Source organism: Dyadobacter sp. SG02 (assembly GCF_900109045.1).
Lineage (GTDB): Bacteria > Bacteroidota > Bacteroidia > Cytophagales > Spirosomataceae > Dyadobacter.
Map to the genome: position 1 here is coordinate 330,779 of NZ_FNYL01000002.1, position 25,688 is coordinate 356,466.

General features: G+C 51.0%; 24 protein-coding genes. 12 read left to right on the forward strand and 12 right to left on the reverse strand.

Going from position 1 to position 25,688, the window contains the following annotated elements; translation table 11 throughout:
• Nucleotides 1–80 precede the first annotated feature (80 nt).
• On the reverse strand, nucleotides 81–1,064 hold the full coding sequence (locus tag BMW93_RS05055; RefSeq protein ID WP_090374116.1) for a glycoside hydrolase family 43 protein: 984 nt from the start codon (nucleotides 1,062–1,064) through the stop codon (nucleotides 81–83).
• Between the two features lie 479 nt (nucleotides 1,065–1,543).
• Between BMW93_RS05055 and BMW93_RS05060 the strand changes: the two genes are divergently transcribed.
• Both BMW93_RS05060 and BMW93_RS05065 read left to right on the forward strand, forming a co-directional pair.
• Nucleotides 1,544–1,879 carry a PadR family transcriptional regulator gene (locus BMW93_RS05060; protein ID WP_090374117.1) on the forward strand — a complete coding sequence of 112 codons (336 nt, stop codon included), beginning with the start codon at nucleotides 1,544–1,546 and terminating at the stop codon, nucleotides 1,877–1,879.
• A gap of 588 nt (nucleotides 1,880–2,467) precedes the next feature.
• Nucleotides 2,468–3,025 (forward strand): hypothetical protein, encoded by a 558-nt coding sequence (locus tag BMW93_RS05065; RefSeq protein WP_143061595.1) that lies wholly within the window; start codon nucleotides 2,468–2,470, stop codon nucleotides 3,023–3,025.
• Between the two features lie 74 nt (nucleotides 3,026–3,099).
• Here the strand turns inward: BMW93_RS05065 and BMW93_RS05070 are convergent, their stop codons facing one another.
• The 6 genes from BMW93_RS05070 to BMW93_RS05095 all read right to left on the reverse strand — a co-directional run bounded on the left by BMW93_RS05070 (nucleotide 3,100) and on the right by BMW93_RS05095 (nucleotide 7,394).
• Complete coding sequence (locus tag BMW93_RS05070; RefSeq protein ID WP_090374119.1) at nucleotides 3,100–3,915, reverse strand: DJ-1/PfpI/YhbO family deglycase/protease; 816 nt, start codon at nucleotides 3,913–3,915, stop codon at nucleotides 3,100–3,102.
• 46 nt (nucleotides 3,916–3,961) lie between these two features.
• Entirely contained in the window at nucleotides 3,962–4,705 is a 744-nt protein-coding gene (locus BMW93_RS05075) for a putative quinol monooxygenase (protein WP_090374120.1), read from the reverse strand.
• A 2-nt stretch (nucleotides 4,706–4,707) separates the two neighbouring features.
• On the reverse strand, nucleotides 4,708–5,520 hold the full coding sequence (locus tag BMW93_RS05080) for an alpha/beta fold hydrolase (protein ID WP_090374121.1): 813 nt from the start codon (nucleotides 5,518–5,520) through the stop codon (nucleotides 4,708–4,710).
• A 92-nt stretch (nucleotides 5,521–5,612) separates the two neighbouring features.
• Nucleotides 5,613–6,182, reverse strand: coding sequence for a carboxymuconolactone decarboxylase family protein (locus BMW93_RS05085; protein WP_090374122.1), 570 nt, complete (start codon nucleotides 6,180–6,182; stop codon nucleotides 5,613–5,615).
• Nucleotides 6,183–6,202: 20 nt separating this feature from the next.
• Nucleotides 6,203–6,772, reverse strand: a complete 570-nt coding sequence (locus BMW93_RS05090) for a cupin domain-containing protein (protein WP_090374123.1) — start codon at nucleotides 6,770–6,772, stop codon at nucleotides 6,203–6,205.
• Nucleotides 6,773–6,806: 34 nt separating this feature from the next.
• Complete coding sequence (locus tag BMW93_RS05095) at nucleotides 6,807–7,394, reverse strand: NAD(P)H-dependent oxidoreductase (RefSeq protein WP_090374124.1); 588 nt, start codon at nucleotides 7,392–7,394, stop codon at nucleotides 6,807–6,809.
• Between the two features lie 173 nt (nucleotides 7,395–7,567).
• Between BMW93_RS05095 and BMW93_RS05100 the strand changes: the two genes are divergently transcribed.
• The gene (locus BMW93_RS05100; RefSeq protein ID WP_090374500.1) at nucleotides 7,568–8,227 is read left to right on the forward strand and encodes a FadR/GntR family transcriptional regulator; all 660 of its coding nucleotides are present in this window, start codon (nucleotides 7,568–7,570) and stop codon (nucleotides 8,225–8,227) included.
• Nucleotides 8,228–8,255: 28 nt separating this feature from the next.
• Nucleotides 8,256–9,470: an MFS transporter gene (locus tag BMW93_RS05105; protein WP_177194011.1), complete on the forward strand. Its 1,215-nt coding sequence runs from the start codon at nucleotides 8,256–8,258 to the stop codon at nucleotides 9,468–9,470.
• Nucleotides 9,471–9,473: 3 nt separating this feature from the next.
• Here BMW93_RS05105 and BMW93_RS05110 read toward each other — a convergent pair whose 3' ends face one another.
• The 3 genes from BMW93_RS05110 to BMW93_RS05120 all read right to left on the reverse strand — a co-directional run bounded on the left by BMW93_RS05110 (nucleotide 9,474) and on the right by BMW93_RS05120 (nucleotide 11,768).
• Complete coding sequence (locus BMW93_RS05110) at nucleotides 9,474–9,848, reverse strand: putative quinol monooxygenase (RefSeq protein WP_090374125.1); 375 nt, start codon at nucleotides 9,846–9,848, stop codon at nucleotides 9,474–9,476.
• Between the two features lie 11 nt (nucleotides 9,849–9,859).
• Nucleotides 9,860–10,834, reverse strand: a complete 975-nt coding sequence (locus BMW93_RS05115; protein ID WP_090374126.1) for an NADP-dependent oxidoreductase — start codon at nucleotides 10,832–10,834, stop codon at nucleotides 9,860–9,862.
• A 103-nt stretch (nucleotides 10,835–10,937) separates the two neighbouring features.
• Entirely contained in the window at nucleotides 10,938–11,768 is an 831-nt protein-coding gene (locus tag BMW93_RS05120; RefSeq protein WP_409013067.1) for a helix-turn-helix domain-containing protein, read from the reverse strand.
• A 202-nt stretch (nucleotides 11,769–11,970) separates the two neighbouring features.
• Between BMW93_RS05120 and BMW93_RS05125 the strand changes: the two genes are divergently transcribed.
• Entirely contained in the window at nucleotides 11,971–13,011 is a 1,041-nt protein-coding gene (locus BMW93_RS05125) for an NAD(P)-dependent alcohol dehydrogenase (RefSeq protein ID WP_090374128.1), read from the forward strand.
• 18 nt (nucleotides 13,012–13,029) lie between these two features.
• Nucleotides 13,030–13,941, forward strand: coding sequence for an AraC family transcriptional regulator (locus BMW93_RS05130; RefSeq protein WP_090374129.1), 912 nt, complete (start codon nucleotides 13,030–13,032; stop codon nucleotides 13,939–13,941).
• A 65-nt stretch (nucleotides 13,942–14,006) separates the two neighbouring features.
• On the opposite strand, the gene BMW93_RS05135 is transcribed toward BMW93_RS05130, so the two are convergent.
• Nucleotides 14,007–15,359 (reverse strand): hypothetical protein, encoded by a 1,353-nt coding sequence (locus BMW93_RS05135; protein ID WP_090374130.1) that lies wholly within the window; start codon nucleotides 15,357–15,359, stop codon nucleotides 14,007–14,009.
• A gap of 108 nt (nucleotides 15,360–15,467) precedes the next feature.
• Between BMW93_RS05135 and BMW93_RS05140 the strand changes: the two genes are divergently transcribed.
• Nucleotides 15,468–15,974, forward strand: a complete 507-nt coding sequence (locus tag BMW93_RS05140; protein ID WP_143061596.1) for a hypothetical protein — start codon at nucleotides 15,468–15,470, stop codon at nucleotides 15,972–15,974.
• Between the two features lie 52 nt (nucleotides 15,975–16,026).
• On the opposite strand, the gene BMW93_RS05145 is transcribed toward BMW93_RS05140, so the two are convergent.
• Nucleotides 16,027–17,049, reverse strand: a complete 1,023-nt coding sequence (locus tag BMW93_RS05145; RefSeq protein ID WP_090374132.1) for an LLM class flavin-dependent oxidoreductase — start codon at nucleotides 17,047–17,049, stop codon at nucleotides 16,027–16,029.
• Nucleotides 17,050–17,507: 458 nt separating this feature from the next.
• On the opposite strand from BMW93_RS05145, the gene BMW93_RS05155 reads away from it, so the two are divergent.
• The 5 genes from BMW93_RS05155 (at nucleotide 17,508) to BMW93_RS05175 (ending at nucleotide 25,650) form a co-directional block, all read left to right on the forward strand.
• The gene (locus BMW93_RS05155) at nucleotides 17,508–17,936 is read left to right on the forward strand and encodes a hypothetical protein (RefSeq protein ID WP_090374134.1); all 429 of its coding nucleotides are present in this window, start codon (nucleotides 17,508–17,510) and stop codon (nucleotides 17,934–17,936) included.
• 12 nt (nucleotides 17,937–17,948) lie between these two features.
• Nucleotides 17,949–19,106, forward strand: a complete 1,158-nt coding sequence (locus BMW93_RS05160) for a hypothetical protein (protein WP_090374135.1) — start codon at nucleotides 17,949–17,951, stop codon at nucleotides 19,104–19,106.
• Nucleotides 19,107–19,123: 17 nt separating this feature from the next.
• Complete coding sequence (locus tag BMW93_RS05165; protein ID WP_090374136.1) at nucleotides 19,124–21,472, forward strand: lanthionine synthetase LanC family protein; 2,349 nt, start codon at nucleotides 19,124–19,126, stop codon at nucleotides 21,470–21,472.
• A 305-nt stretch (nucleotides 21,473–21,777) separates the two neighbouring features.
• Nucleotides 21,778–25,011 (forward strand): T9SS type A sorting domain-containing protein, encoded by a 3,234-nt coding sequence (locus BMW93_RS05170; protein WP_090374137.1) that lies wholly within the window; start codon nucleotides 21,778–21,780, stop codon nucleotides 25,009–25,011.
• 159 nt (nucleotides 25,012–25,170) lie between these two features.
• Nucleotides 25,171–25,650 carry a hypothetical protein gene (locus BMW93_RS05175; RefSeq protein WP_090374138.1) on the forward strand — a complete coding sequence of 160 codons (480 nt, stop codon included), beginning with the start codon at nucleotides 25,171–25,173 and terminating at the stop codon, nucleotides 25,648–25,650.
• The last annotated feature ends 38 nt before the right edge of the window (nucleotides 25,651–25,688 follow it).

Below are 25,688 nucleotides of genomic sequence, written 5' to 3' on the forward strand. Positions count from 1 at the left end.
CAGCGGCCACCGCAAATGCGGCGGACAGTCCGAAGCATTATAAAGACGAAAATATTGGCCGGTGTCTGTAAATGGCCCTCTTATTTTTCGGTCAACAACGGTACAATTACCTCGTTTCCTTTGACAGCGAACGTGTAAACACCCGCTTTTTCGTCCCATTGCTTTACTACCGGCACGATGCGCGTCCTGCGCGGGCCTACTTTGTCCGGGGAGTTGTGAATGTGGTAAACATAGTACAACTGCTTGTCGAGGCCCTCAAACAGGTCGCCATGCCCCGAGCCGTTCTCGCCCACGATCGAGCGGTGAATGATGGGGTTATTCTTATATTTTACCCAGGGCCCGTACGGCGAATCGGCGACGGCATAACCGATGGCGTAATCGATGTTCTGGAAATGGTTGGCCGAGTAGAACAGGTAGTATTTATTTTTCAATTTGATCACCGTGGGGCCTTCCATAATGGGGCCTGATTTAAAATTGGGGGTTGCCTCCCAGGGTTCCGTCTGGTCAAAGCATCTTTTCAGGGTTTGCGGTTTGATCTTCCCGGTTTTCATGTCGAACTCGGCTGCATACAGGTAATTGCCTTTATCGAAGCGTACGCAATAGAGGTAATATTTACCATCCGTATCCTTGAAAATGTATGAATCGATATTTTTCTCGGACCCGTCGATAGGGCCGACCTCTTTTTGCCTGTACGGGCCCAACAGCGTTTTCGATTCGGCTAATACCGTCTGCTCATCGGCTGTGTAGGTCATATAATAGGTACCCTTGTCCTTGAATATCTGGGGCGCCCAGAAACCTTTGGTACCGAAGGTATGATCGCCTTTGGTCAGGATCATGCCGAGTGAATCTTTCAATTTGGCCGGTACTGCCCACGTTTTCAGGTCTTTCGATTCCAATAATGCAAAACCCTGCGGCCCGTCGTTCCCTCCTTTCGACCCGGTGAGGTAGTACTTGCCTCCCTCGACATAGATGGTTACATCAGCAAAGAAAATCTCTTGCTTTGCCTGTGCAAATGCCTGCAATGCAGAGAATAGGAGGAAAGTACAAATGAGGATCGGTTTCATTTTTGGCTATAACTGGTTGGTTTCTCCGTCAAAGTAAGTCGTGCATTCCCAATATGCCAAGTTATGCCAAATGCTTTTTACCGACGGCTTGTGTCTCCGTTGAATAAATAATAGGTGACTTAACAGTAGTTCCTATTGGTTAATTACTTGTACTGGGCTGATATACAATATGGTAAGTATCGGTTTTTAACTATTCTCATCTAAATCTTTCTTGTGATGAAAAGATGTTTTACTGCTATCAATCTTCGCTTGATCTTGGTAAATCAACGGTACCGCCCGGCGTCTATCTGGTCCGTGTCAGAATCACGGGTCAGGTATTTGATTTCAAGATTGTTCACAAATAGTCTGAGAACTGTCCATTTACGAACAATCTCAGCCAGGTCATAAGCCCTAAAAAACTGATTTTCAGTGCCCGGTGCCGCTTTTGCGGTCTGGGCACTACATTTATACGATAAAATATAAACTAATAGATCGTACCTATGCGCAGGACTTATCTGGGTGAATTTGAAGAAATGGTTTTACTGATGGTGGCCATCCTCGACGGGGAAGGCTACGGCGTGACCGTCAGCCTGGCGCTGGAAGAACATACGGGGCGGATCGTCACGTTCGGCACGGTACATAATACATTGATCCGGCTGGAAGAGAAGGGATTCGTGCGGTCGGAGCTGGGCGGGGCCACGACCGAGCGGGGCGGGCGACGGAAACGCCTGTTCCGGATCAGCGCATTGGGGAGCCGTGCGTTGCAGGAGATCCGGCAGCTTCGCCAGGACCTCTGGCAATTAATGCCCAATACTCTTCAATTGAGTGGTTTATGACACCACCATTCAACCCAAATCATAACCAGCCGCCCCGATAGCTGCTCGCCCGCTTGCATCCCGAGGCGAAGTGAACAGTTAAGCTCGCCAAAAATTAGATTCCGGCCCGCCACTAAATAATTGATAAGCGCCGGATATTCGACGAATGCCGCCGACGAGACAGACTACCGGAACACGCCGGGCAGATGTCAAATTTCGGGCGGCAGTCGCTTGTTCCTGCCGGCAAGAAATGGCCCGTGCAAGCCTGAAAGGTAATTTTACGACGGTTTGAAATAAGGGCAACCATCATTTTCCTCCACCGACTTATGCTAACCGGCTTTATTTTTTGTCAGGGTAATTCCCTGGTGGCAACAAGTAGAAATACCCATAGAATTTAAAATTGCACTTTACCGCTAAATCACGCGCAAGCTTTGTGATTTGTTATTCATAGTTACAGCCTGTTGTTTTGTATTCGAAACGGTTGACGGTATTGATTTACAGTATTTGGATTGATTAATTAACATTCTGAATGCGTGTATTTGAGTATTAATGCAGCCGGTTTAAATTTTCAGTCAATTTATATAATAGTACAAAACACATTTATTAGTCATGAAAACTCTATTGAAAAGTATTGCATTGCTGGGTATCTCGTCTCTTTTGTTCAATTGCAGCAATGAAGAACCATTACCGGACAACGGTGTAAACGCAGCCCAAACCGAAAATCAGGCCAACCTCAGGACCGCTTCCCTTGCCGATGGTAATCTTATTCAGCCGCTGAATCAAAGCGCCTGGCGCCTGTTGAAGACGCTGTCTGTACCGGTGGATAAAGGCTTCAACGTCACGTACCCATTCGACATCACCGATAAGGGACTGGGTGACATCAATTGGGCCACATCCGTCTGCTATCCCGAGTTAAAACCTGTAAAAGTTTCATTCCACAACCTGGGAATCGTCGATATCGCGACAACAACCCCGTTGGCAGTTTCGAAACTCGCTTTTAACAAAGGCATCATCGGCTGGGCGCCGGCAGGGTCCGCATCCTGGACGAATTACATGCCCGTCAAAACGATCATCGCCTGCAAAACAGCGACCGGGAAGTATTATTTGCTGGAAATCGTGGTCGATAATCCATTGAAGATCAACATTTACGTTCCTGTCCGGGTGTAGTTTCCACGCATTGAAATGTTAATCCGCAAGGCCGGCGTATTCCGGTCTTGCGGATTTTTGTTTTCAGGCATATGCTATTGCTTCATCAACCACTTCTCAACCGCTCTTGAAAAATCGGCTACATCGATCGGATGTCGGCTGGTGATCAGGTTGCCGTCCGTCACGACGGGTTGTTCGAGGACGGTGCCTCCCGCGTTTTTCAGATCGACCTGAATGTTCCAGTACCCGGTTAGCTTGCGACCTTTGAGAATGTCGGCGGAGGCGAGCACGACGGGCGCGTGACAGATAGCGGCAATCAATTTACCGGATGCATTGAAATCGCGGATGAACCGGATGACGTCCTTGTCCTGGCGCAGGTTGTCCGGGTTCCAGGCGCCGCCGGGGATGAATACCGCATCATAATCGCTCACTTTGATCTGGTCGGCGGTGCGATCGAATGCGATCCAGCCCACGGGTTGCAGATATTGGATGGCCATGATGTGCGTTTTTGACTGTTCAGGGAACATCAGCCCGTACCGCTCGGGGGCCGGGGTGAATTTAGGCGCGACGATATCTACCTGTGCGCCCAGTTCGCGGAAATACCATACCGGCCCGAGCAATTCGATCTCTTCGAATCCGTCGGCGGCAAGTACCGCAATCCTTTTTCCTTTCAGTAACGCCTTGTTTTCGACCGGCGTAAAAAAGAAAGCACGCAATGCTTCGTTGCCGGGTGCATTCAATAGCCGCGATACCGGCATATTGACCACCGCCGCCGGCGATCCCAGCTTGTTCAGTACCGAGAGCTCGTATTCGCTTCTTGTCATTTCGCCGGATTTGCTCTGGGCCTGAACGTGTGATACGGCAGATAAACCTACCATGCTTGCTACTGTGAGTTGTTTGATCGTTTTCATTGTTTTGAATAATAATTGATTTGAAATAATTGAATTAAAAGGCCTGCTACTGAGCCGCAGGAATGGCTACCAGCCTGTGAAGCCCGGTTTGGAATGGCTGTTTCCGGATGCTGGTGTTTAAATAGTCGATCACAGGCTGTATCGGAGGGAAATTCAGATGGTACTGAAATGCTGCCTCGTTTCGGAACCGCTCGTAGGTGACAAACCGGGTGCTATCGTCCGCAAACTGCGAGAGCTGGTAATTGATCACGCCCGGCTCGCTGCGGAACTTCGGCATTGCCTGATGGTACACGTCGCGGAAGCGCTGTTCGGTACCCGATTTCGCATCTACGAACAGCATAATAGTGAGCGGCCGGTCGGCCGGGTTCGCGGCGGTTCGCCATTGTTTTCGGGAAACCGGTTCGAGGTCCCGCAGATAGGTTCGCTCCGCAGGTTTCGACAATGCATTTTCGGCCAGAAGGTCGATTGCCTTTGATGGAGGTAACTCTGCATTTCCTTCAAAACCAGCCTGGTTGTTCCATCTTTCGACGACCCAAAGTACCGATGGCTGATCTTGTTCGGCGTAGGCCTCCGCCATCATGTTGTGCCCGTTTAGCAATGCCAGTGCCACATAATTTTTCAGCGCATCCCGGAATGCTTCCTGATATGCTTCTTTCACCTCGTACCGCGTCAGGACCGCGATATGGGTTTTGTCGGACTCCTCCGCCGCGGCTGGCAGACTACCCATTCCGAGTAACATCATGCACCACGCCACCAGCCGGGCAGGGGAGAAGTTTGTTTTTGCATTCATCACTATTGTGCGATTTTAATCAGCAGGTCGGACACGGTGTGCGGCTGCGACAGGAAAGGCGAATGGCTGGTATTAATAGGGTATACCGCTTTGATACCGGCCGCTGCGATCATTCTGTCCTGCAAGCCTGGGCTGATGACGACGTCCTGCGTAGTTTTGATGTACGCTTTATCAACCGCACCGAAATTGGCGGCCGTCAATGTAACCTTGTTGCCGAACGGAATGGCCGGCTCAGGGCGATAATGGGCAAGTACCTGGTCTTTGGCGGCTTGCGAACCGTCGCCGATGAACAGGGAAGCCAGCATTTCGCGCTTCACATCGAGCGTCAGGTGGTCGGCGGACTCGACGAGCTGCTGGCCCAGTTTGGAATCCGCGTCACTCGTGGCGAGTTCGCCCAGGTTCTGCCCGGATGCCGGCAGGAATGCGCCGATGTATACGAGCTTGCTGATCTTGGCGGGAACCTGCTCGGCTGCATTGGTAATTACCATGCCGCCCATGCTATGCCCGACGAGCACTACTTTGCCAGGTACTTTCGCAATGGCATCTACTACCTTTTTAGTATATACGTCGAGGCTGAGCATATGCGTGGGTGTCTGGTCGTTTCCATGTCCGGGAAGTTCCACGACAATGACCTGATTACCTTTATTTTCGAGGTCCGAACGAACGGCATCCCACACGTACGGGGCCTGCCATGCGCCATGCACGAGTACATAGGTGTTGGACTTTGCGACGGTTGGCTCATCGCTTTTAGCACAGGATGAGCACGCGAATACTGCGAGCACTGCGGATAGCAGTGACGAAATTGACTTTTTCATTTTGTTTGAATTTGAATTGTTTTAAATATGAGACTGCCTACTTTGTGGGACGGTGTTCGGCGCTTCCGTTTTATCTGATTAGCCTGCTTTCATTAGGCTTCATCACCGGGGGCCGGGATGTCGAACCCATTCAATACTGCGGCGATGAGGGAGTACCCGCCGACGAGGAAAAAGAGCTCCGCTACACCGTCCTGGCCGAGTAACTTCACCGCAAGCTTGTAAGTCGATGCGGGTACGATATGGCCGTTGACGAGCGTTCGGGCGATGTCATGTGCGACGTTTTCCTGATCACCCATTCCGAACGGGCTGCCGCCGGCCGCGAGCGTCGAGATAACGGCGGCCGGGATACCGAATGCTTCGGCCATAATCTCGTGGGCATAGAGTTCGAAGCGGGCACCGAGTTTCCCGCCGACGGTGAGAATGGCCACTTCACGGACCCGTTTCGGCAGCGTCGCGTGATGGTCCAGCGAACGCAGGAAAGTGAGGGCGGGGATGCCGAACTGCGGGTAATGCAGCATTGGCGGAAAAGGACCCAACAGCGCGCCTTCGACATTGATCATATTCACCTGGCCCTGGCTGTGGCCGATCAGTCGGGCTATTTCTTCGTGCACGTAACGGACCTCGGTGTCGAGGGTTTCCGGTGCTAATGGTTTGATACGCATGATTTTAAAAGTTTTGGAGATTAAGAATCAGAATCTGTAAACTGCCCGTCTATGAGCACGAAGGCCATACGGCATAATTTGTCTGACCGGTTGGCCCAGGCGTGGTTGGTACCAACCTGCACCACGATGTCTCCGGCCTTGATCGTCGTTTCCGCGCGGTCGAGTACGAGGGTAATCTCGCCTTCGAGCACAATGCCGTAATCGATGGTTTCGGTCTTATGCATGAGCGGGTGCGGGGCTCCTTCCGTGGAAGTGGAGGCTTTTTCATCACCCATGGCTTTGAATTTCGCAGCGGCATCTGCGCCGGTCAGTTTGCGTATTTCCTCGCCTTCGGGCGGAAAATCGATTACCCGGATGCGGGTACCGTTCGGCGGCGGGGGCAGTACGAGGGTTTGTTCATCCACTTCATCCGGCTGTGCGTGGATCAATGCGGGTGTTTCCAGTGTGTGCCACACTTCGTAAAATGTCGGCCCGCCGAGGCCGCCTACGAGTTGCGTGTGTACGGGTGGCGCGTCGGATACGACAATCGCCTGGCCTTCTGCATTATGACCTGTCACAATGCGTCTGAATGGGTTGGGTTGCGGATTCATAGTTTTGCTTTTTTGTATTGTTTATGGATGTATTTCAAATGAGTTTCTTTCCCAGTGCCTCCACTTTTCTGAGCCATTTGCTGCGCAGCGCATCGGTTGATTTGCGGATAAAACCGAAGGTGGAGAAGCGGATCGGGTCAAATCCGACGTAACCGAATACGATGTCTTTGAGGATCTGGTACTGGGAAGCCCGGTAGATCAGGTAGAACCACCATTTCGGCGTGTCCATGGTAACGATCAGTCGTAAGCTTTTTCCCTTCAATAATTTCTCGGGAAATATTTTGCCGGATTGGTGCTTGAATGCGAAGCCGGGCAGCAAGATCCGGTCGATAAATCCTTTCAACATCGCGGGCATGAAGCCCCACCAGTTGGGGTAGGCGATGACCACGTGATCGGCCCATTGTATGAGTCGTTGCGCGTTGACGAGGTCTTCTTCGAGCTGCATGGCCTCACCATTTTTGTAACCATCATGAAGCGTTACGTCGAAGTGCAACCGGGACACGTAGATCGTTTTGCAGATGGCGCCAGCGCTTTCCGCTCCCTTTTGGTAAGCATCCAGCAATGCTTTGGAAAATGAATTTTCGGATGGGTGACCGAGGATGAGTAAGATGTTCTTTGCCATTGCATTATCATGTTTAAATTGACAATACAAAGTTGCTGCGGAAGCGAAGGGGTTACCTGACACAAATGCGTCAAAAACAGCCTGGGGTCACACTGGCCGCGCATGCATTCGACTTTTTTTACCTGTTTGATGCATTTAATCAAAAGTACCATATACCTTTGTCATCAGATGATATGATGAATACGCCTATACATAAGAGATCGCTGGCCGATGAGGTAGCCAACCAGATTAAAGCTTATATCCGGTCGGGGCATTATGTGGCGGGTCAGCAACTGCCCACCGAACCCGAATTGATGAAGCAGTATGGGGTAGGGCGCTCGTCGATTCGCGAGGCGGTCAGGATGCTGGCAAATTCCGGACTGTTGCGTGTGCAGCAAGGTTTGGGGACGTTTATCAACGAGGTGGTAGAGGAGAGGGAAAGTTTACACCAGCGTCTGAACCGGGCCGCGGCGAAGGATATCGATGAAGTAAGGCAACTGCTGGAAGTTAAAATCGCCCAGAATGCGGCGATCAACCGGACCCCGCAACAGCTTGACGTAATAGAAGGTTTCCTGAACGAGCGGGTCCAGGCGGCTCAGCAGGGAAAGATCGAAGAATGCATTCAGGCAGATATCAATTTCCATGTAAGCATCGCCCGGGCGTCCGGTAACGATATCCTGGCCGATATGTACTACGCGTTTTCATCCCGACTGAAAAGCTGGTTTTTGCAGATCTACCCCGACACCAGTTCGTTCATCCAAACCAACGACTTGCACAAATCCCTGTTTCTGAGCATCAAGGATGGAGATGAAGCAGAAGCATTACGTTGCGCCAGGGCCATATTAAAGCATTAAATTTTTTTATAATAAAACATCAGATGATATGATGAATAGTGTAACTGCCCAGCAAACACCCGAACCCGTTCTGCAACCTCAGCGGACGGTTTATCCAATCCTCTTCGCGATCAGTTTCGCGCATTTGCTGAATGATACGATGCAGGCGGTCATCGCATCGATTTATCCCATGCTGAAAGTAGAATTTCATTTAAGTTTCGCGCAGATCGGCCTGGTGACATTGTGCTACCAGATCACGGCCTCGCTTTTGCAGCCGTTTGTCGGGCTTTACACCGATAAAAACCCTAAACCTTTCTCTATTGCCGTGGGTATGGGCTTTTCGCTGATCGGGCTCATGTCGCTGGCCTGGGCAGATTCCTTCGGCCTGGTGTTGATCGCGGTGAGCCTCATCGGCGTCGGGTCATCCATTTTTCACCCGGAATCGTCGCGCATTGCCCATTTGTCGTCGGGCGGAAAGCGTGGCTTTGCCCAATCTTTTTTCCAGCTCGGCGGTAATAGCGGCAGTGCGCTGGGTCCTTTGCTGGCCGCATTGGTAGTGGCGCCTTTTGGCCAGCACGGTATTATGTGGTTTTCACTGGCCGCGCTGCTGGGCGGGGCGCTGGCTATCCATATAGGGAAATGGTACCGGGGCAGCATCCTGCCGAAATCGGTCAAAGCTGCATCCGGTACCCATCTGGCGCTGGGTCAGAAGAAGGTGGTTTTTTCGCTGGTGATCTTACTGATCCTGATTTTTTCCAAGTATGTGTACCTGGCTGGTATGACCAGTTATTACACCTTCTTTCTCATGAATAAGTTTGGTCTGACCATCCAGGAGTCTCAAATCCGGTTGTTTATATTCTCGGCAGCGGTTGCCATAGGAACCGTCGCCGGCGGGCCGATCGGGGACCGGTTCGGTCGCAAATATGTGATCTGGGCTTCGATACTGGGAGCCGCTCCCTTCACGATGTTGCTGCCATACGCGAATCTCTTTTGGACTACGATGCTCTCGGTTTGCATCGGACTGATCATTTCCTCGGCCTTTTCCGCGATCGTCGTTTATGCCCAGGAATTGGTGCCGGGAAAAGTCGGGCTGATCGGCGGGTTATTCTTTGGATTATCCTTCGGAATGGGCGGGCTCGGTTCGGCGTTGCTGGGAAATCTTGCCGACAAGACCAGTATCGGATATGTGTTCCAGATTTGCGCGTTTTTGCCGCTGATCGGCATTATCACCGGTCTTTTGCCTAAACTCAAAACGGGTAACTGACTGTTATTCAGTGGGTACCTGGATTTCGTAATGCGCCCATGCGCCTTCATCCATATTACCCGTCAATGCCGCCAGCGTTTCATTGGAATAAGGCCCCAGCAGATCCAACCGGTTGATTTGCCAGTTGACACGGTATTTTTCCGACAGCGGTTGGATCAGCTGTAAATGGGCCAGCAGCGCTGCTTCGTTTGCGTAGGCTTCGACGATCAGACATTGGAACGTCGCGGGATCGCAGTAGCACGCATGCGTGAGCACGCGCTCGTGGCCCTCCCGCGCGACGATTTCTTTCGTTTCCCGGACCATTGCGCGGAAAGCGTCCCAATCCGACGGTTCGACCGTCGCCTGTGCGACGATCCGAACGATAGTTTGCTGTGCCATATGCAGGAGTATCAAGGTACGACGATCACTTTTCCGACAGTGTTTTTGGTCTGCACAATGGTATGGGCCTTGTGCATTTCTTCCAGGGGAAATACGTGGGAAACGTGGCTTTTCATTTCGCCGGTGGCCAGTAGCCCGGCTACGTAGGCGAGGTCGTGCTGGTAAGTTTCGTTGGGTGTTACATTCACGCGCCGGACATCGACGTTCTTTTCCGCTTTGGCATGGTCGATAAACGGCTGGTCGGGATAAATGACCAGGCTTAGCAGCGTGCCGCCCGGTTTGAGGGCTTTCAACGAGCGTTCGAGGTGCTTGTCGTCCTCGCTCCACACGGCGTCGTGCACGATGTCCGCGTCGGTAACGAGCGCTTCGAACTGTTGTGATCGGTAGTCGATGAACTCGTCGGCGCCGAGGCCCATTACAAAGTCGCGGTTGGCTTCGGAAGCGACCCCGATCACATATGCGCCGAAATGCTTCGCCAGCTGTACGGCATAATGGCCTACACCACCCGACGCGCCATGAATGATCACCTTATCGCCTTTTTGGATCTTACCCACATTGACCAGCGATTGCCAGGCCGTCATCGCGGCCATGGTAGCTGCCGCGGCGTGCTCGAAGCTCACATGGGCGGGTTTCAGGACCACTTCGGTTTCGGGAGCAGCCACATATTCGGCATACGCATTAGCCTGTCCGACAAACTTGAAGTTACCGAACACCTCGTCGCCCGCTTTGAACCGGGGCACTTCGCTTCCTGCTTCTGTCACAATTCCAGCGACGTCCCAGCCCAGGATAATGTGGGGTTCGGTGCCCTGGTAGCGGTACACGTAGTCCAATGCGGCCTGCGTCCTCCGCACATATGCATCCACCGGATTGATGCTGATCGCCTTTACTTTTATTAACACTTCATTTGGCGCGATTTCGGGAACCGGCACGTCGGCGAGCACCAGATTTTCGGGCGCTCCCACCTCTTTTAAAATAATTGCTCTCATGATTTTGAAAAATTTGATGAGGCAAAGTTAGGTGGTCGGTTACCCCCGGTGTTTTGTTCAGAGTGTCAACATTGCTTTGTTTAAAATGTCAAAACTGCTTGTCTTAAAGCTGCCTGGCGACCACTTCCGACGGAGGGTAGCCAAACTGTTTTTTAAATGCATAAGAAAAATGGGAGAGGTTTTCGAAGCCGATTTCCAGGTAAAGGTCCGAAGGCTTCTTCTGCTGTTCGGCCAAACGGAAGTGGGCGAGTTTCAGCCGTTGCTGCGTGAGCCATTGCTGCGGGGTTTCGCCGAATGCTTTCAGGAAATCGCGGATGAAAGTAGAGCGGCTGCGGCCGGTGAGGTAGGCGAATTTCTCCACGGACATATTGAACATGTAATGCTTTTCCATGAACTCGACCAGGTTGATTTTGCCCGGCTCGGCGAAGTCGGACAGGCAACCGTCCACACCGGGATCGATAAAGCGCAGGATGGAAATCGCTTCTTCCATTTTCAGGGCGGCTACGGTTTCGGGCAGCTTTTGTTCCAGGTCGAAGTAGGGGGTCATCGACGCGAAAAAGCTTTCCAGCAGCGGCTGTTTGTCGTAGATGCGCACGGAATGATCGGCCGCCTTGCTCTTGTCGGGCGGATTTTTGGCATAATAACTTTTCAACCGGTCTACAAACAGGCCGACGACGAGCGCTTTGTAGGGAACGCCGTCCTTCGGTTGCTTGATGACGGCCGACAGCTGGTTTTTCGGAAACAGGAGCGTGCTGCCCGGGCCGAATGTGTAAGATTTGTCGGCCTGTACCACCTTCATTTCTCCCGAAACAATGCGGACAAACGAATGGAATTCCAGGATGATTTCATCTTTGAATAGCTGCTCTTCCGTTACCGTCCAGACGAGATCGGTAAAGCGGTTGAAGTTCTGTTTTTGCCATATTAATGGGTTGATGCAGGGGCATTTATTCGAAAGTACGAATTTGAACGGGAAGTGGTTTTGTTCATCGTGTCATATTTAGTTTGTTCAGAATGTCAGGATTTTCACTCGAACCGAAAGTGCTACAACATACCCCGATCGGGTTACTTTTTCCTGTGATGCGCTGCTGAAATTTGTAATGTTAATCCATTATAAAAATCCAAAAAGAGAAAACGTCATGATACCAGCAAAAGGTTACGCAGCCCAAAATCCGCAGTCAGATCTTGCCCCCTGGGATTTCGAAGTCCGGGAAGTCGGTCACCACGATGTGCAGATCAGGATCATGTATTGCGGTGTCTGCCATACCGACCTCCACCAGATCCGCAACGACTGGTATCCCGGTATTTTCCCGATGGTACCCGGCCACGAAATCATTGGCGAAGTAATCAGCGTGGGCGATCATGTGAAGAAATTCAGCCCCGGCGATTGGGCAGGCGTGGGTACGATGGTCGATTCCTGCGGGCATTGCCACGAATGCGGCCACGGGCACGAGCAGCTTTGTACGGACGGGACGGTATGGACCTACAACAGCATGGGCAAAGACGGCCTGCCCACTTACGGCGGTTATTCGAATGTGATTGTCGTGAATGAGCATTTTGCATTGCAGGTGTCAAAAACGCTCGACCCGCGGGGCGTCGGTCCGCTGTTGTGCGCGGGCATTACCACCTATTCGCCGCTGCGCCGTTTTCGGGTGGGCGAAGGCCACAAGCTGGCGGTCCTGGGGCTAGGCGGGCTGGGGCATATGGCGGTGAAGTTTGGACTGGCATTCGGGGCGAGGGTGACGGTACTGAGCAATTCGCCCGCCAAACGGGAGGATGCCTATCAGCTTGGCGCCCACGATTTTATAGATATGAGCGACGCTGCGCAGGCCGAGTCGGTGAAGGGCACATTCGATTTCATCATCGATTGCGTGTCGGCCAAACATGACCTAAATTTGTACCTGGGGTTGCTGGCGACCAACGGCGTGCATATTTGTGTAGGTATCCCGTCGGAGCCATTCGAATTGTCGGCTTTCTCGCTGTTGTCGGGCAACAAATCGGTGGCGGGCTCAGGGTCTGGCGGCATTCAGGAAACGCAGGAAATGCTCGATTTTTGTGCCGAGCACGACATTACCGCCGATGTGGAGCTGATCGATATCAAGGACGTGAATGCCGCATTCGAGCGGATGGTCCGCGGCGACGTCCGTTACAGATTCGTGATTGATTTAAATACGCTTTAAACTGCGAGACCACTGGTAATGAAAACGGAGAAAAAGGAAATGTTCACGTTCAATTCGATTCCTGAGTTCCACAGGATACTGGGCATCGCACAGCCCGATCATCCGTTAATCAGCGTGATCAATTTCGAAGACCTCGGTGATTTAGCCCCCGAGGTTTCGGAAAAGGCGATGTATAACTTCTATATGATCTGCATGATCAGGAAGTTCGACGGCAAGATCCGGTACGGGCAGCATTACTTCGATTTCGACGAGGGGCAAGTATCCTTTTTCTCGCCCGGGCAGATTCTTTCTTCGGACGATAATGCCCGGGAAGGCTGGATCCTCATCATTCATCCCGATTTTTTAAGGGATTACCCGCTGGGGAAGTCGATCAAAAATTACGGGTTCTTTTCCTATGAAATCTACGAGGCCCTGTTCCTTTCCGAAAAGGAGGAGACGATCCTCAACGGGGTTGCCGACAGCATTGTGCACGAATGCCGGACCAATACCGATCAATTCAGCCAGAATATCATCGTTTCGCTCGTGGAAGTGCTCCTGAACTACGCCGATCGTTTTTACAATCGCCAGTTTCTTACCCGGAAACATGTGAACCACGATATTCTGACCAAACTTGAAAATATACTGGCCGATTATTTCGAAAGCGAAAAAGTTTCCGAACTAGGGCTGCCTACCGTGGAGGACATCGCGGCCCAGCTCTTCGTTTCGCCGCATTACCTGAGCGATATGCTGCGCTCGCTGACCGGCTTCAATACCCAGCAACATATCCAGAACAAGCTCATCGACAAGGCCAAGCAGTCGCTGGCGGCTACCACGTTGTCGGTAGGGGAGATCGCCTATCAGCTCGGGTTCAGTCATCCCCAGTCTTTCAACCGTTTTTTCAAATCCAAAACAGACCTCTCGCCGCTCGCGTACCGGCGGTCGTTTAACTGATCCATTGTAAGTATTGGTGCTTAAAAGGTGTATTCGTCCCGAACGATACCCTTGCCGCAATACGCTTATTTTAATGTGATAATCCGGCTGTAATTTTCCGTCTTCTCAGTGCCCCGGACGACACGGATGGCGTACTTTCCATTCGGTACGTTATCCGGGATAGGGTAGGAAAGAAAACTAACGAAATTGTCGAACATGCCATAAAAATCGCCGGAATACGGCAAAGTATATTCAACTCCGGTTTCCTGGTTCGTCAAAATCATTTCGTTGAGGTCGGGAAACGGCCCCCAGGATTGCGTGTAGGCGAGTATGGGCTCCTTCCGGTCTATGTCAGTAGTGGCAGGGTAATAAGGTACATTGCTGAGTTGGGGCGTACTGAAAAAGCTGCGGAGGGATAGCTGCGTGATGATCCTCACGATCGGCTGGGTGCTGTTTTTTCGGATAAAGAAATGGTCGTTCCCCAAATATCTTTCGAGCCATAAGCGATCCTCATAGGGCTTCTGTTCTTTTCCATTTACAAGGTAAGTGATCTTGTAGTTTCCCGGACCGGTCGTTTCGGGAAAATTCGCGGACAGCGTTCCGGGCTTTTCATATTTGAGTGCAATGCGTCGGGCGGCGCCGAAGTCATTCTCTATAATGGCTTCATATTTGTCCGCCGGCGATAAATTGTACGCTGTTATTTCGAAATACCGGTGATCGTCCTGCATATACCAGGATCCTCTTTTGAATTTAACAGGCCCGGGGCTCACTTTTACCTGTGAAGACAGCAGTTCTTTTTGGGTACCCCATACGATCTCCGCCGTGTATTCTCCCGGCAAAACCGAGGGCGGTAATGTGAAAGTCGGCCCGTTGCCGGCATTGGGGTAGCTGGGATCGGCGTACAATTCCTGCTCGGTTCTTCCGGTGGTTTTGTCGGTAAGGCGGATGAAAGGCTCGTACACGATCTTGCCGCTATCATTGACGGTCGCCCGTGTTCCCTGGAGATCAAACGAAGTCGTAATCGTAGCCTCGGGACCAATGGCGAGATTATAATTTTCAACCGGTTTGTCCAACTGAATGGCCTTGTGGGGTACTATGATAACATCAAAATTGATTCTTTCGCGCGTATTACTTTCCACTTCCAACCTGATTTCCTGCCCATCGAAATTAACCCCGTTCATCAGCTCCGATTTGGAAGAATAGCCTGTTTCAAAGATAATATCCGGCTTGATATAATTCCCTCCGGAATAATTTTGAGGTAGATTCACCACGATCAGATTTTCTCCCACCGTAATGTTCTTTTTGTCTACCCCCGGCACGGAAAATTCGAGAATATCGATTTGTTTTATTTCGGCGGGCTTTACTTTTGGATCGTCGTCTTTTCTGCATCCCCAGAAAAGGAATCCCGAATAAATGATGATGTATAAATATTGTTTCATTTTGTAAGTTAAATAATAATTTACACGAAACTAGTATGCTATTAAATCAATTTAACGTTTAAATTGGGGAGTTACCATTGCCGTTTGAATATGAAATCAATACTTATTTTGGCAGCGTTAATATTTGCGCTGAATGCTAATGCTCAGGGTGTTGTAGTAAATCCCGATGGCACACATTCGCATATGATCAATAACGGCAGCACATCCCTGATCGTTAATTCGAACGGGACGCATTCGACAGCCATTCATAACGGAAATACTTCGATTATTGTAAATCCGAACGGAACGCATTCCACTGCTTTTCGCAATGGCAATACATCGGTGATCTTCAATCCGGACGGGACGCATTCTACTGCTTTTCACAATGGTAATACTGCGGTCATTCTTAATCCAAATGGGACAATTTCCACCGTATTTAATAATTCCAGTGCGGCAGAGGAAGAGGACGAAACCGAGCCCTCGCGCAATACGTCCTATGCCTGGTCACGCACATGGCAAAGAGGCCCGGTGGTGCCGGATGGTGCTTTTGTAGATTTGTCGCAATGGAAATCCGGTCCGGTTTATTGGGTTATTGTGAAGAAAAATAAAGGAAAACGACGCCGGCCGTTACCTTAGCTGCATTTATATGCCGGCTTCGACCATTTGGGGATCGAAGCCGCATAATTGCCTAACGCCACCCTAATCCGGGCGCTATGTGCTCTAAAATGGAAGATAACACGTGTACATTATAATCGACTCCCAGTGTGTTGGGTATGGTTAAAAGAATGGTATCCGCCTCCTGGATAGCTTCGTCCTGCGCGAGTTCTTTGATGAGCTGATCGGGTTCCGCGGCGTAGCTTCTGCCGAAAACGGCGCGTTTGCCCGGTTCGATCATCCCGAATTTATCCCGGCGATCGGCCTCCTGCCCGAAGTAGTAGCGGTCCTGATCGGTTACCAATGCAAATATCGACCGGCTCACCGAAACCCTCGGCTCCCGCTGGTGGCCCGCCTTTTTCCAGGCTTCTTTGTACAACCGGATCTGTTCGGCTTGCTGCACGTGAAAAGGCTTGCCGCTTTCGTCGTTTTTCAAAGTCGAACTTTGGAGGTGCATTTCGTTTTCGGCCGCCCACACAGCCGTTGCATTAGAACCGGCGCCCCACCAGATGCGCTCCCGCAGCCCTTCCGAGTGCGGTTCCACACGCAGCAAGCCCGGCGGGTTCGGAAACATGGGGTAGGGATTGGGCTGCGCAAAACCCTCTCCGCTTAGCTTATCGAGAAATTCCAATGCCTTGCGGCGCCCCATATCCGCGTCGGTTTCCCCTTCGGCGGGCTCGTATCCAAAATAGCGCCAGCCATCAATTACCTGCTCCGGCGATCCTCTGCTGATCCCCAACTGTAACCGCCCCTCCGAAATCAGGTCCGCGGCACCGGCATCTTCCACCATGTACAGCGGGTTCTCATAACGCATGTCGATGACGCCCGTTCCAATTTCTATTTTGCTGGTTTTGGCGCCGATAGCCGCAAGCAGAGGAAACGGCGACGCTAATTGAGATGCAAAATGATGCACACGAAAATAAGCGCCATCCAAGCCGATTTCTTCTGCGGCAACGGCCAGGTCGATGGATTGAAGTAACGTGTCGCTCGCTGTCTGGGCCCTGTAAGCCGGGTGGTTGGACCAATGCCCGAACGATAAAAAACCTATTTTCTTCATTAAACGTCCTTTTGGCTTTAAGTTTTGATAGTCATTTTAAACCTAAACAGATTACGCCGCAAAAAGTCTCCGAATGCCGAGATAGGGGCGAAGTTTTTCCGGCAATTGCCGTTTGTACGCATTCCCCGGGTTGCAAACTACCCGCTTTCCGAAACGTGTTTTTACCCGGCTATACCAAAATACCTGATTTTAAAATCGGGTAATCTGACGCTCAAAAAAGGTGTGGTTAAAATATAATTTTGTTGTGTTGGAACATGACAAAATGAATAATATGGGCAAGCCAGGATGGTTTGACTTTGCTTCATGCTGCCTGTTTAGCACAAAATGAAAGACCATTTTTGATGAAAGGAGGTGAAACATGGGATAGTCAGAGCGATTTGAGATACCGTTTTTCCCTGATCTTTTTCGGACAAAAAAATCGGGAGCAGACCATTTAGCCATACATAAAAATAAAGAACATGAAAACTTTCAAATTCAAGGACCTTGCCGTTACAGTCAATTTTGATCCCAATAAATTTACCGTTTGCAGGGTCATCAGTCCATCCATTTGCCCCAGTCCTACCTTGATCAACTGCCCGGCCCATACGATTTGCTATTGGCCCTCCATTTGCCCCGCATTTACCTGCGGCGGTTGCAGCGTCATCGCATGCAGCCATTTGCCTTCACTCATACCGACGGACTTCACGATCTGGAAAACAGGAACGCCCTACCAGCAGGTGGTTGACGAACTGGAAGTAGCAGAGCTCAACGAATTCAGGAATAACCTGGCCGAACTTCAAAAGTATGTCGATGTGAAGATCGAGGAGGGGCCGCGTGAGCTGGATATGCTCGAAAAGAAATTGCAGGAAGCCATCGAAGAGGTTCGTGCACAGCGCGGAAACAAATAAACCGGCCTTCCGATGATCAAAGTCAAATTTCTTTTGCACGCAACTTTTCGGTCAAACCCGGAATTTGAATTGATTGAGCAGGGAAATTTAAATCAGCAAGAGCTTCGTGCCCTTGCTGATTTAAATAAAGACCCTGAATTCTTCGGCGTGTTCCGGCGTGCGTATACAGACGAACGGGGGAGTGCCAAGCTTGCCTATAAAGAAGTGGCGCTGTTGTTTTACTTTTTGCAAAATGCAGGGGAGCTGCCGCAGTATTTCAAATCCGGATATGACGATGAAGTCAACCTGACGATGGCCCGGCTGGTACTGGAAGGGATTTTCGAAATCAAGGCCGGAGGGCATTTCTATTCCGGTGCTGCCGCGCAGACTTTCCTTTATGAATTGCGGGAGCGGGACCCGAATCGTTCGCATCCGTTATTCGAGATATCGTCCGGCGCGATCCGGTATGCAGTGCAGTTGAACGAGGCGGATGCGGCTTCGCTGGCCGGCAAGCTTTACGCATACAACACGGCACCACTTTTTTTAACCTCGGCCAATGCGCTGAAAACGTTTGAAGACGTGGTAGCATTTCTGGGAATCGGCCGAAATGACCCGCTGACGCACGAATTGCTCGAAAACTGGCATACGCACGAGCCGGGCCAAAAGTACAGCTGGATTTCGTGGAGCCGGAAGCGGAAGGAACGCCACGATGCCAGGGTAAGGTCGACCTATAAAATATACATCAGCCCGGTCCTGGAAGAATTGCCGGAAGTATTTGAAAAGGCTGTGCGTGTGCTGACCGGCTCCGGGGCTTTCAGTTTTAAAATTGGTATGAACCGTGAAGGCTTACTCCGGCCCGACAAATTTGTGGCCTATTTCAATGCGTTCGATCATCTTACCGCCGCAGCCGGCCAGCTCGACGGTGTTTTAAAAGGGCATAAAGCACAGGGCGTTCCGTTCACGGCCCCGTTGGATGGTTCGGGCATGTTATCCTGGGGAATGGACAGCGCTACCGACGGCATTTTGAAAGACAGGGAAGGAGGAAGCTGGCGGGCGGCAGTGACCGAAAAGTTGGCTGCGTCGATCTCCCTGTCCAAAACGGAAAAGTTGAGCCAGGAGGAATGTGTTGATTTTGTTTTGAAAAAAATGATGCTGGAAGGAATCGACCCGACGACCTGGACGGCTGCTTAACCAAAAATCTTAAACTTATGGCTTCCCATCAACTATATATATTGCCGGAAGATGTTCAGGTACTGCCGGTCAAAGCATTGCCGGAACAGGCGCTCGCCAAATTCGAATACGAAGCGGACGACTTCATCCTTACGTATACCCATGCACGGAACACGAGCAAAATCGTCGATGCTTCGTCGGCGTCGCTTTTGCAGGAATTTCGCAAACCCAAATCACTGCCGGAAGGCGTCCTGACGTATGCATTGCTGAATAACCTGGATGCACAAACGATACTGGAAGGTTCCTACACCTTCCTGACGAGGCTCAGAAGTGAAGGCTTTCTGGTTTCCTACGATGATACATTCGGTAAAAACAAGCAGTTTTTTAAGCCCGGCGACCGTTTCAAAGACTACGAAATCGTTTCGAAGCTGGAAGGGGTAGCAGACACGGAGATTTATAAAATCAAAAAGAATAGCGAGCTGTACGCACTTAAATTGCTGAAAACAAACAAGAAAACACCGCAGCTACTTGCCAATTTTTACAACGAAATCGACATACTGAGTGCGCTTGACGACATCATCAATCCATCTCTGATAGAATACGGCGAATACGAAACAGACCATTATCTGATCATGGAATGGGTCGATGGAGATACGTGCTTGCAGGCAGCCGAACAATACCAGAATCTTGGGGACCAATCCAACGTGCTTGCCTTGCTCGATATTTCCTGCCGCATTCTCAATGCTTACAGGCATTTGCATAACCAGGGAGTCATTCATTCGGATGTGCATCCGGCGAACATCATCCTGTCCGCATCGGGTGAATTGAAGATCATCGATTTCGGCCTGTCCCGATTGGTTTCGAAAAGCGGGACCCCCGCGCGTGGCGGACAGGTATTTTTCTTCGAACCGGAGTATGCACAGGCCGTCCTCGACGCCAAACCGGCGCCGCCTTCGACATTTGCGGGCGAACAATATGCTTTGGGCGCATTGCTTTACCAGATTTTTACCGGCAAGCAATACCTCAGTTTTTCCTATGACAAGCAAATACTATTCACACAAATTGCCGAGGAAACCCCGATTCCATTCAGGAACCTCGACATCGTTGTCGACAATCATATCGAAGGAGCGATCTTCAAGGCGCTTGCCAAGCGAAGCGAAGACCGTTATACCCACATCGAAGATTTCTATTTAGCCATGATGAAAGTGCAGGAAAGTTTCCCGGATCGATTTGCCAAAGACAAGAAAATGTCGGTGCAAGTCTTCCGGGATTCCATTCTTGCAGACTATGGTTTTACAGGAGGTCTTGCAAAAACCGGACTCCTGCTGGCACCGAAAAGCTCGGTTAATTTTGGCGCGGCCGGCATTGCCTACATGCTTCTGCGCAAGGCCCTGGTGACTTCAAGCGCCGAAACGCTGGCCCTCGCAGACGTATGGTGCGACAGGGCAGCGAGTTACATTCACGACCCCGAAAGCGGGTTTTATTCAAAAGATATGGACATCAGCCCGTCTATCGTCGGGCTTTCCTCGATATACCACACGCCGAGCGGCGTCGACCTGGTTCAGGCGCTGGTGAGTCAGGCGGCCGGAGATTACGCAAGCTACTACAATGCGGTCCGCAGCTTCTTAATGCACGCTGCGCAGCCCTGTGAAAATCTGGATCTTACGCTCGGTAAATCGGCCGCGCTGATCGGTAGTTCCCTTATTTTGGAGCAGATGCCTCCGTACGACAAGTTTGTTAAAAATGACCTGCTTGCATTTGGCAAAGGTGTGACGGAGGAAATCTGGTCGATGGTGGATTCCTATGCTGCTATCAGTCAAAAAAATCCGATCAACTACCGCGGAATTGCCCACGGCTGGGCCGGTATTTTATATGCTACTTTAAAATGGTGTAAAGTTTCCGGGCAAAATTTACCGGCACATTTTTTCCAAAGGGTCGGGCAACTGGTTGATGTGGGTATCGAAGAAAATGGATACGTACGCTGGGAAATTTCCAACACCGAACCGGTGTCATGGACGGGCTGGTGCCACGGGTCGGCCGGATACACGTTTTTATGGACCTCACTGTTCCGTTTTACAGCCGATGAACATTACCTGGAACTAGCCAAAAAGACGGCGGGGTACTTTCTGAATGCAGCCCAGGCCGGCATGAATGGCAGCTTGTGTTGTGGCAGATCGGGCGAGTGTTATGCACTTTTAAGTGTTTACAATGCCACGAAAGATGATTTTTACCTGAATGAGGCCAAACGGATCGCGAAGCAAATGCTGCCGCACATTTATTCGGGACAAATGAGAAACCACAGCCTGTACAAGGGAAACATCGGCGCGGCGGTTTTGCTGGAAGAACTTAACCGCCCCGGGTTTGCACGTATGCCGCTGTTTGAATAAGGGAAGTGAACTCCGCCGCAACACAAAACATCCGTTGCCGGTAACTGTTACTACCTATTAGTTCGCAGCAGGAAGTTGTCAGGGAAATAGTGATAGGATAAAAGATTCGAAATGCGGGAAATTGGAGTGTAGTGAATTTTCGACAAAAAGTAAAGCAATATTATTACGGTGATTCATAGGCCGGGATTTAATTTTGACAAGTTATATACATGCACTTTACAATGCTGATAGTTGTCCTGCTCCTGATGGGGCAGGACGTCTGTACTTGTATGCAAACCACGTAACCTGTCTCCTAATCCATATCCATGAAGCAACTTTTATCATTTTTGACGGCCATTTTGGTCAGTTTTTCCGCAAATGCAGGCGTAGCCGGTGAGCCGGTGGCCAACGACGACGTTTCAAACAACAATGTGCCGGGAAGCATGGTATTTGTTTTTATCCTTGGCAATGATGCGTTTTCGACCGGTCCGATATTTCCACCGTTGGCGAGGGTCGACATCGACGCTTCGCAGTCGGGAAATCAAAATTCCCTGTTTCTGCCCACCGAAGGCAGTTGGTTCTACGACCTGCTCGGGGGAGGGCTTACTTTCACGCCCGTGCCGGGTTTTACCGGTGATCCGACGCCTCTTACCTATACCCTGACAGAGAATTCCACTGGACTGTCGGATCAGGCAACGGTCACCATTCACTATTTGGGCAAGCCGACGGTGACCAGCGACATTGTCAGCGTTGCACCGGGTGCCCCGATAACTGTCGCGATCCTGAGTAATGACTTTTTGATCAGCGGCACTACTCCGGCACCGACAGATGTTACTGTGGACATTGATCCTCTTTTTCCCGGGGCTCAACAGACCCTGCTTGCGCTCGCAGAAGGCTCCTGGAACTACGATGCCATCACGGGGATACTCACTTTTAGCCCATTGCTCGGTTTCACCAATACACCCACTCCCATTACCTATACAATCACGGATGCCGCAAACAGGCTATCGGACCCGGGTACCGTGACGATTAATTACGTCAGCAAGCCGACGGCGAATGATGATGTTTCCAACAACAATTTAGCGGGAAGCCCTGTATCGGTTCAGATCCTGGACAATGACCTGACGGGAAATGGACTCCCGGTTGTGCCCATAGGGGCGATTGTCGATATCGATGCCATCACGCCCGGAGACCAGTCGGTCCTCCTGGCTCTTGGCCAGGGATTCTGGTTTTACAACATTACAGGTACGCTGACATTCACTCCTGACCCTGGCTTCATCGGCGATCCGACACCGATAACTTACACATTGACGGAAAACCTCACAGGCCAGTCGGATCAGGCGACAGTCACGATCGACTACCTGACCAAGTCGGTCGCCAACAACGATGTTTCCAGCAATAATACACCAGGAGCGCCCGTATCAATCCCGATCCTGATCAACGACTTGCTGGCTAACGGGTTAATTCCTCTTCCCGGGATGGTTTCCGTGGATATTGATCCCGTTACACCAGGAGCCCAGGCAGGCCTGCTCGTGCCTGGTCAAGGTATGTGGAGCTACGATGCGGTCACAGGCGTGCTCGGTTTTGCTCCCGAACCCGGACTTGCCGGTAATCCTACACCGATCAGTTATACATTGGCTGTGGGAACCGACATATCGGACCCGGCAACGGTGACGGTAACTTATGCAGGCGGGCCGACCGCAACCGATGATGTTTCCAATAATAACACACCGGGAATTCCGGTATCGGTGATGATCCTGGCCAATGACCTGACGTCTAATGGAGGCCCGTTTTTATCGCTTTCGGCCACGGTTGACCTCGATCCTTCCACACCCTTGCCGGAAATATTCTTTGTTGCTCCCGGGGAAGGTTTTTGGACATATGAGATGATATTAGGTATGCTCACGTTCAATCCCAATCCCGGCTTTACGCAGGACCCCACACCACTGACCTATAAGGTCACAGACTTGGCTACGAACCTGTCGGATCAGGCAACGGTGACGATAAGATATGCAAGAGCGCTGACGGCAAACAATGACTTTTCCGCTAACAATGCAGCGGGAAGTCCCGCAATGATCCTGATCCTCGCCAATGACTTGCTGGCTAGTGGTTCCGTTCCTACTCCAACAGACGTCTCTGTCGATATCAGCCCTTCCGTTCCGGACATCCAACAACTACTGGCGGTTCCGGGCCAGGGCACCTGGAGTTACGATGCCCTTACCGGTATACTTACATTCACTCCCGAGGCCGGTTTCACCAGTGCCCCGACACCTATCACCTATACATTGACGGACAACGCGAGTCACGTGTCGGCTCCGGCCACGGTGACGGTTACTTTTGTGGTTAAGCCGGTGGCGACCGATGATATTTCCAATCTGAACCTGCCCGGAAGCCTGGTCGGCATTGCGATTCTGGCTAATGACCAGCTGTCTACCGGCCCGGTTATTCCATTGGCTGCTACGGTCGACCTCGATTCGTCTATACCGGGTAACCAGTTCATATTGATTGTTCCCGGCCAGGGGACATGGAATTTTGACGGACTTGCTTTCCTGTTCTTCTCTCCCGAGATCGGCTTTACCGGCGATCCTACGCCTATCACCTATACGCTGACGGAAAACGTGACGGGTGAATCGGATCAGGCCACCATAACCGTGCAGTATCTTGCACCTCCGTCCGCGAACGCGCAGAACGTGACGATCGATAAGCCTGCGCTTGATTCCACGATACCATTGGACGGTCTGAATGGAAATCCGGTGCCTTTGAGCGGAACCGATCCTCAGGATGGCAGCCTGGGCGCGGGGCGTACATTTATACTGTCGAATTTCAGCGGGCTCAATGGAAATACATTGCTTTACAATGGCTCGCCCGTTATTGCCAGTAGCTTAACGATTTTAACCTACGATCCATCGGCACTGGCAGTGAAATTCACCGGTATCGGCAGTACTTCCGTCAGTTTCGATTACCACGTGGTAGACACCCAGGGGTTGTCGAGTGCGGACGTTACTTATAAGCTTAACTGGGCGCCTCCTTTGCCGGTTACCCTGATCAGCTTCAATGCAACAACGGAAGGAAGCCAGGTAATGCTTTCCTGGTCAACATCGGAAGAGAGCAACAGCGATTATTTCGAGGTGCAGCGCAGCGGCGACGGCGTCAACTGGCAGGTACTGGATCAGATACCGGCGGCCGGCCTCTCATCGACTATTCAGAAATATGCATTCAAAGACGAGCATACCCTGAGGGGCCAGAATTTGTACCGCCTTAAAATGGTCGATGCCGATAAGTCTTATGCGTACAGCCAGATACGTTCCGTGCAGATGAGTGGTGGCGAGAAGATTGTCATGTCGCCCAACCCGGTATCGGACCTGTTGACGGTCGACCTTCCCGCATGGAAAGACGTAAAGTCATTGATCGTCGTCGATCAGAGCGGCCGGAAAAGAGCCTCGGCCCAACCATCGGCCAAAGCGACGTTCGATGTACATCAGTTAGAGCCAGGCATTTATCTGGTGGTAATCAATTATATCAATGGAGCGGCTTATTCGCACCGGATTTTGGTGAAATAGCATTTTAAGTCGTTTTTATTGCTTGAAGGTCGTCTTGTTAAACTAACAGGGCGACCTTTTTTTGTTCTGTCCAACATCCTTTCAACGGGGTTTACCGCTCCATTGTAGCGTTTCTTTACGCGGGTACGTCATGTGTTTGAAATCAAATCCATTCAAACCATGAAAAATATCAGACTGCTTGGAAAAGGAATGCTTATGCTGTTGTTGCTCGCATTCGGCGCATGTGATCATAACAACCAGAATGTTAAGCCCGATCCTGGAAGTGAATTAAACGGAGATTACGATCGGATCATGAAAAGCCGGGCGGATTCTCAGGGCGTACCTTTCGAAATATCGAACATTGTGCTCACCGGGAACACGCTGGCCATCGACGTGAAGGGCGGGTGTTCGGCGGAAGATTTCAAAACAATCTGGAACGGGATCGTGCTGCTGTCCTATCCGCAGCAGATCAATGTGGTCGTAGCCAATGAGAGCAACAACGACGCCTGCAATCCCAAAGGCTCCTATACTTTGCAGGTTGACCTTAAAAAGCTGATAGGCGATTCATTTAATCCAACCGACTTTGCAGTGACCGTGTCCAATGGATCGAAGGTGGCCGACAAGGTCGTCGATGAGAACGGGAACGTGTCGAATCTGTAAAAAACAAGGTAATCGCGCCGGCTTGTCTATGTGGGCAG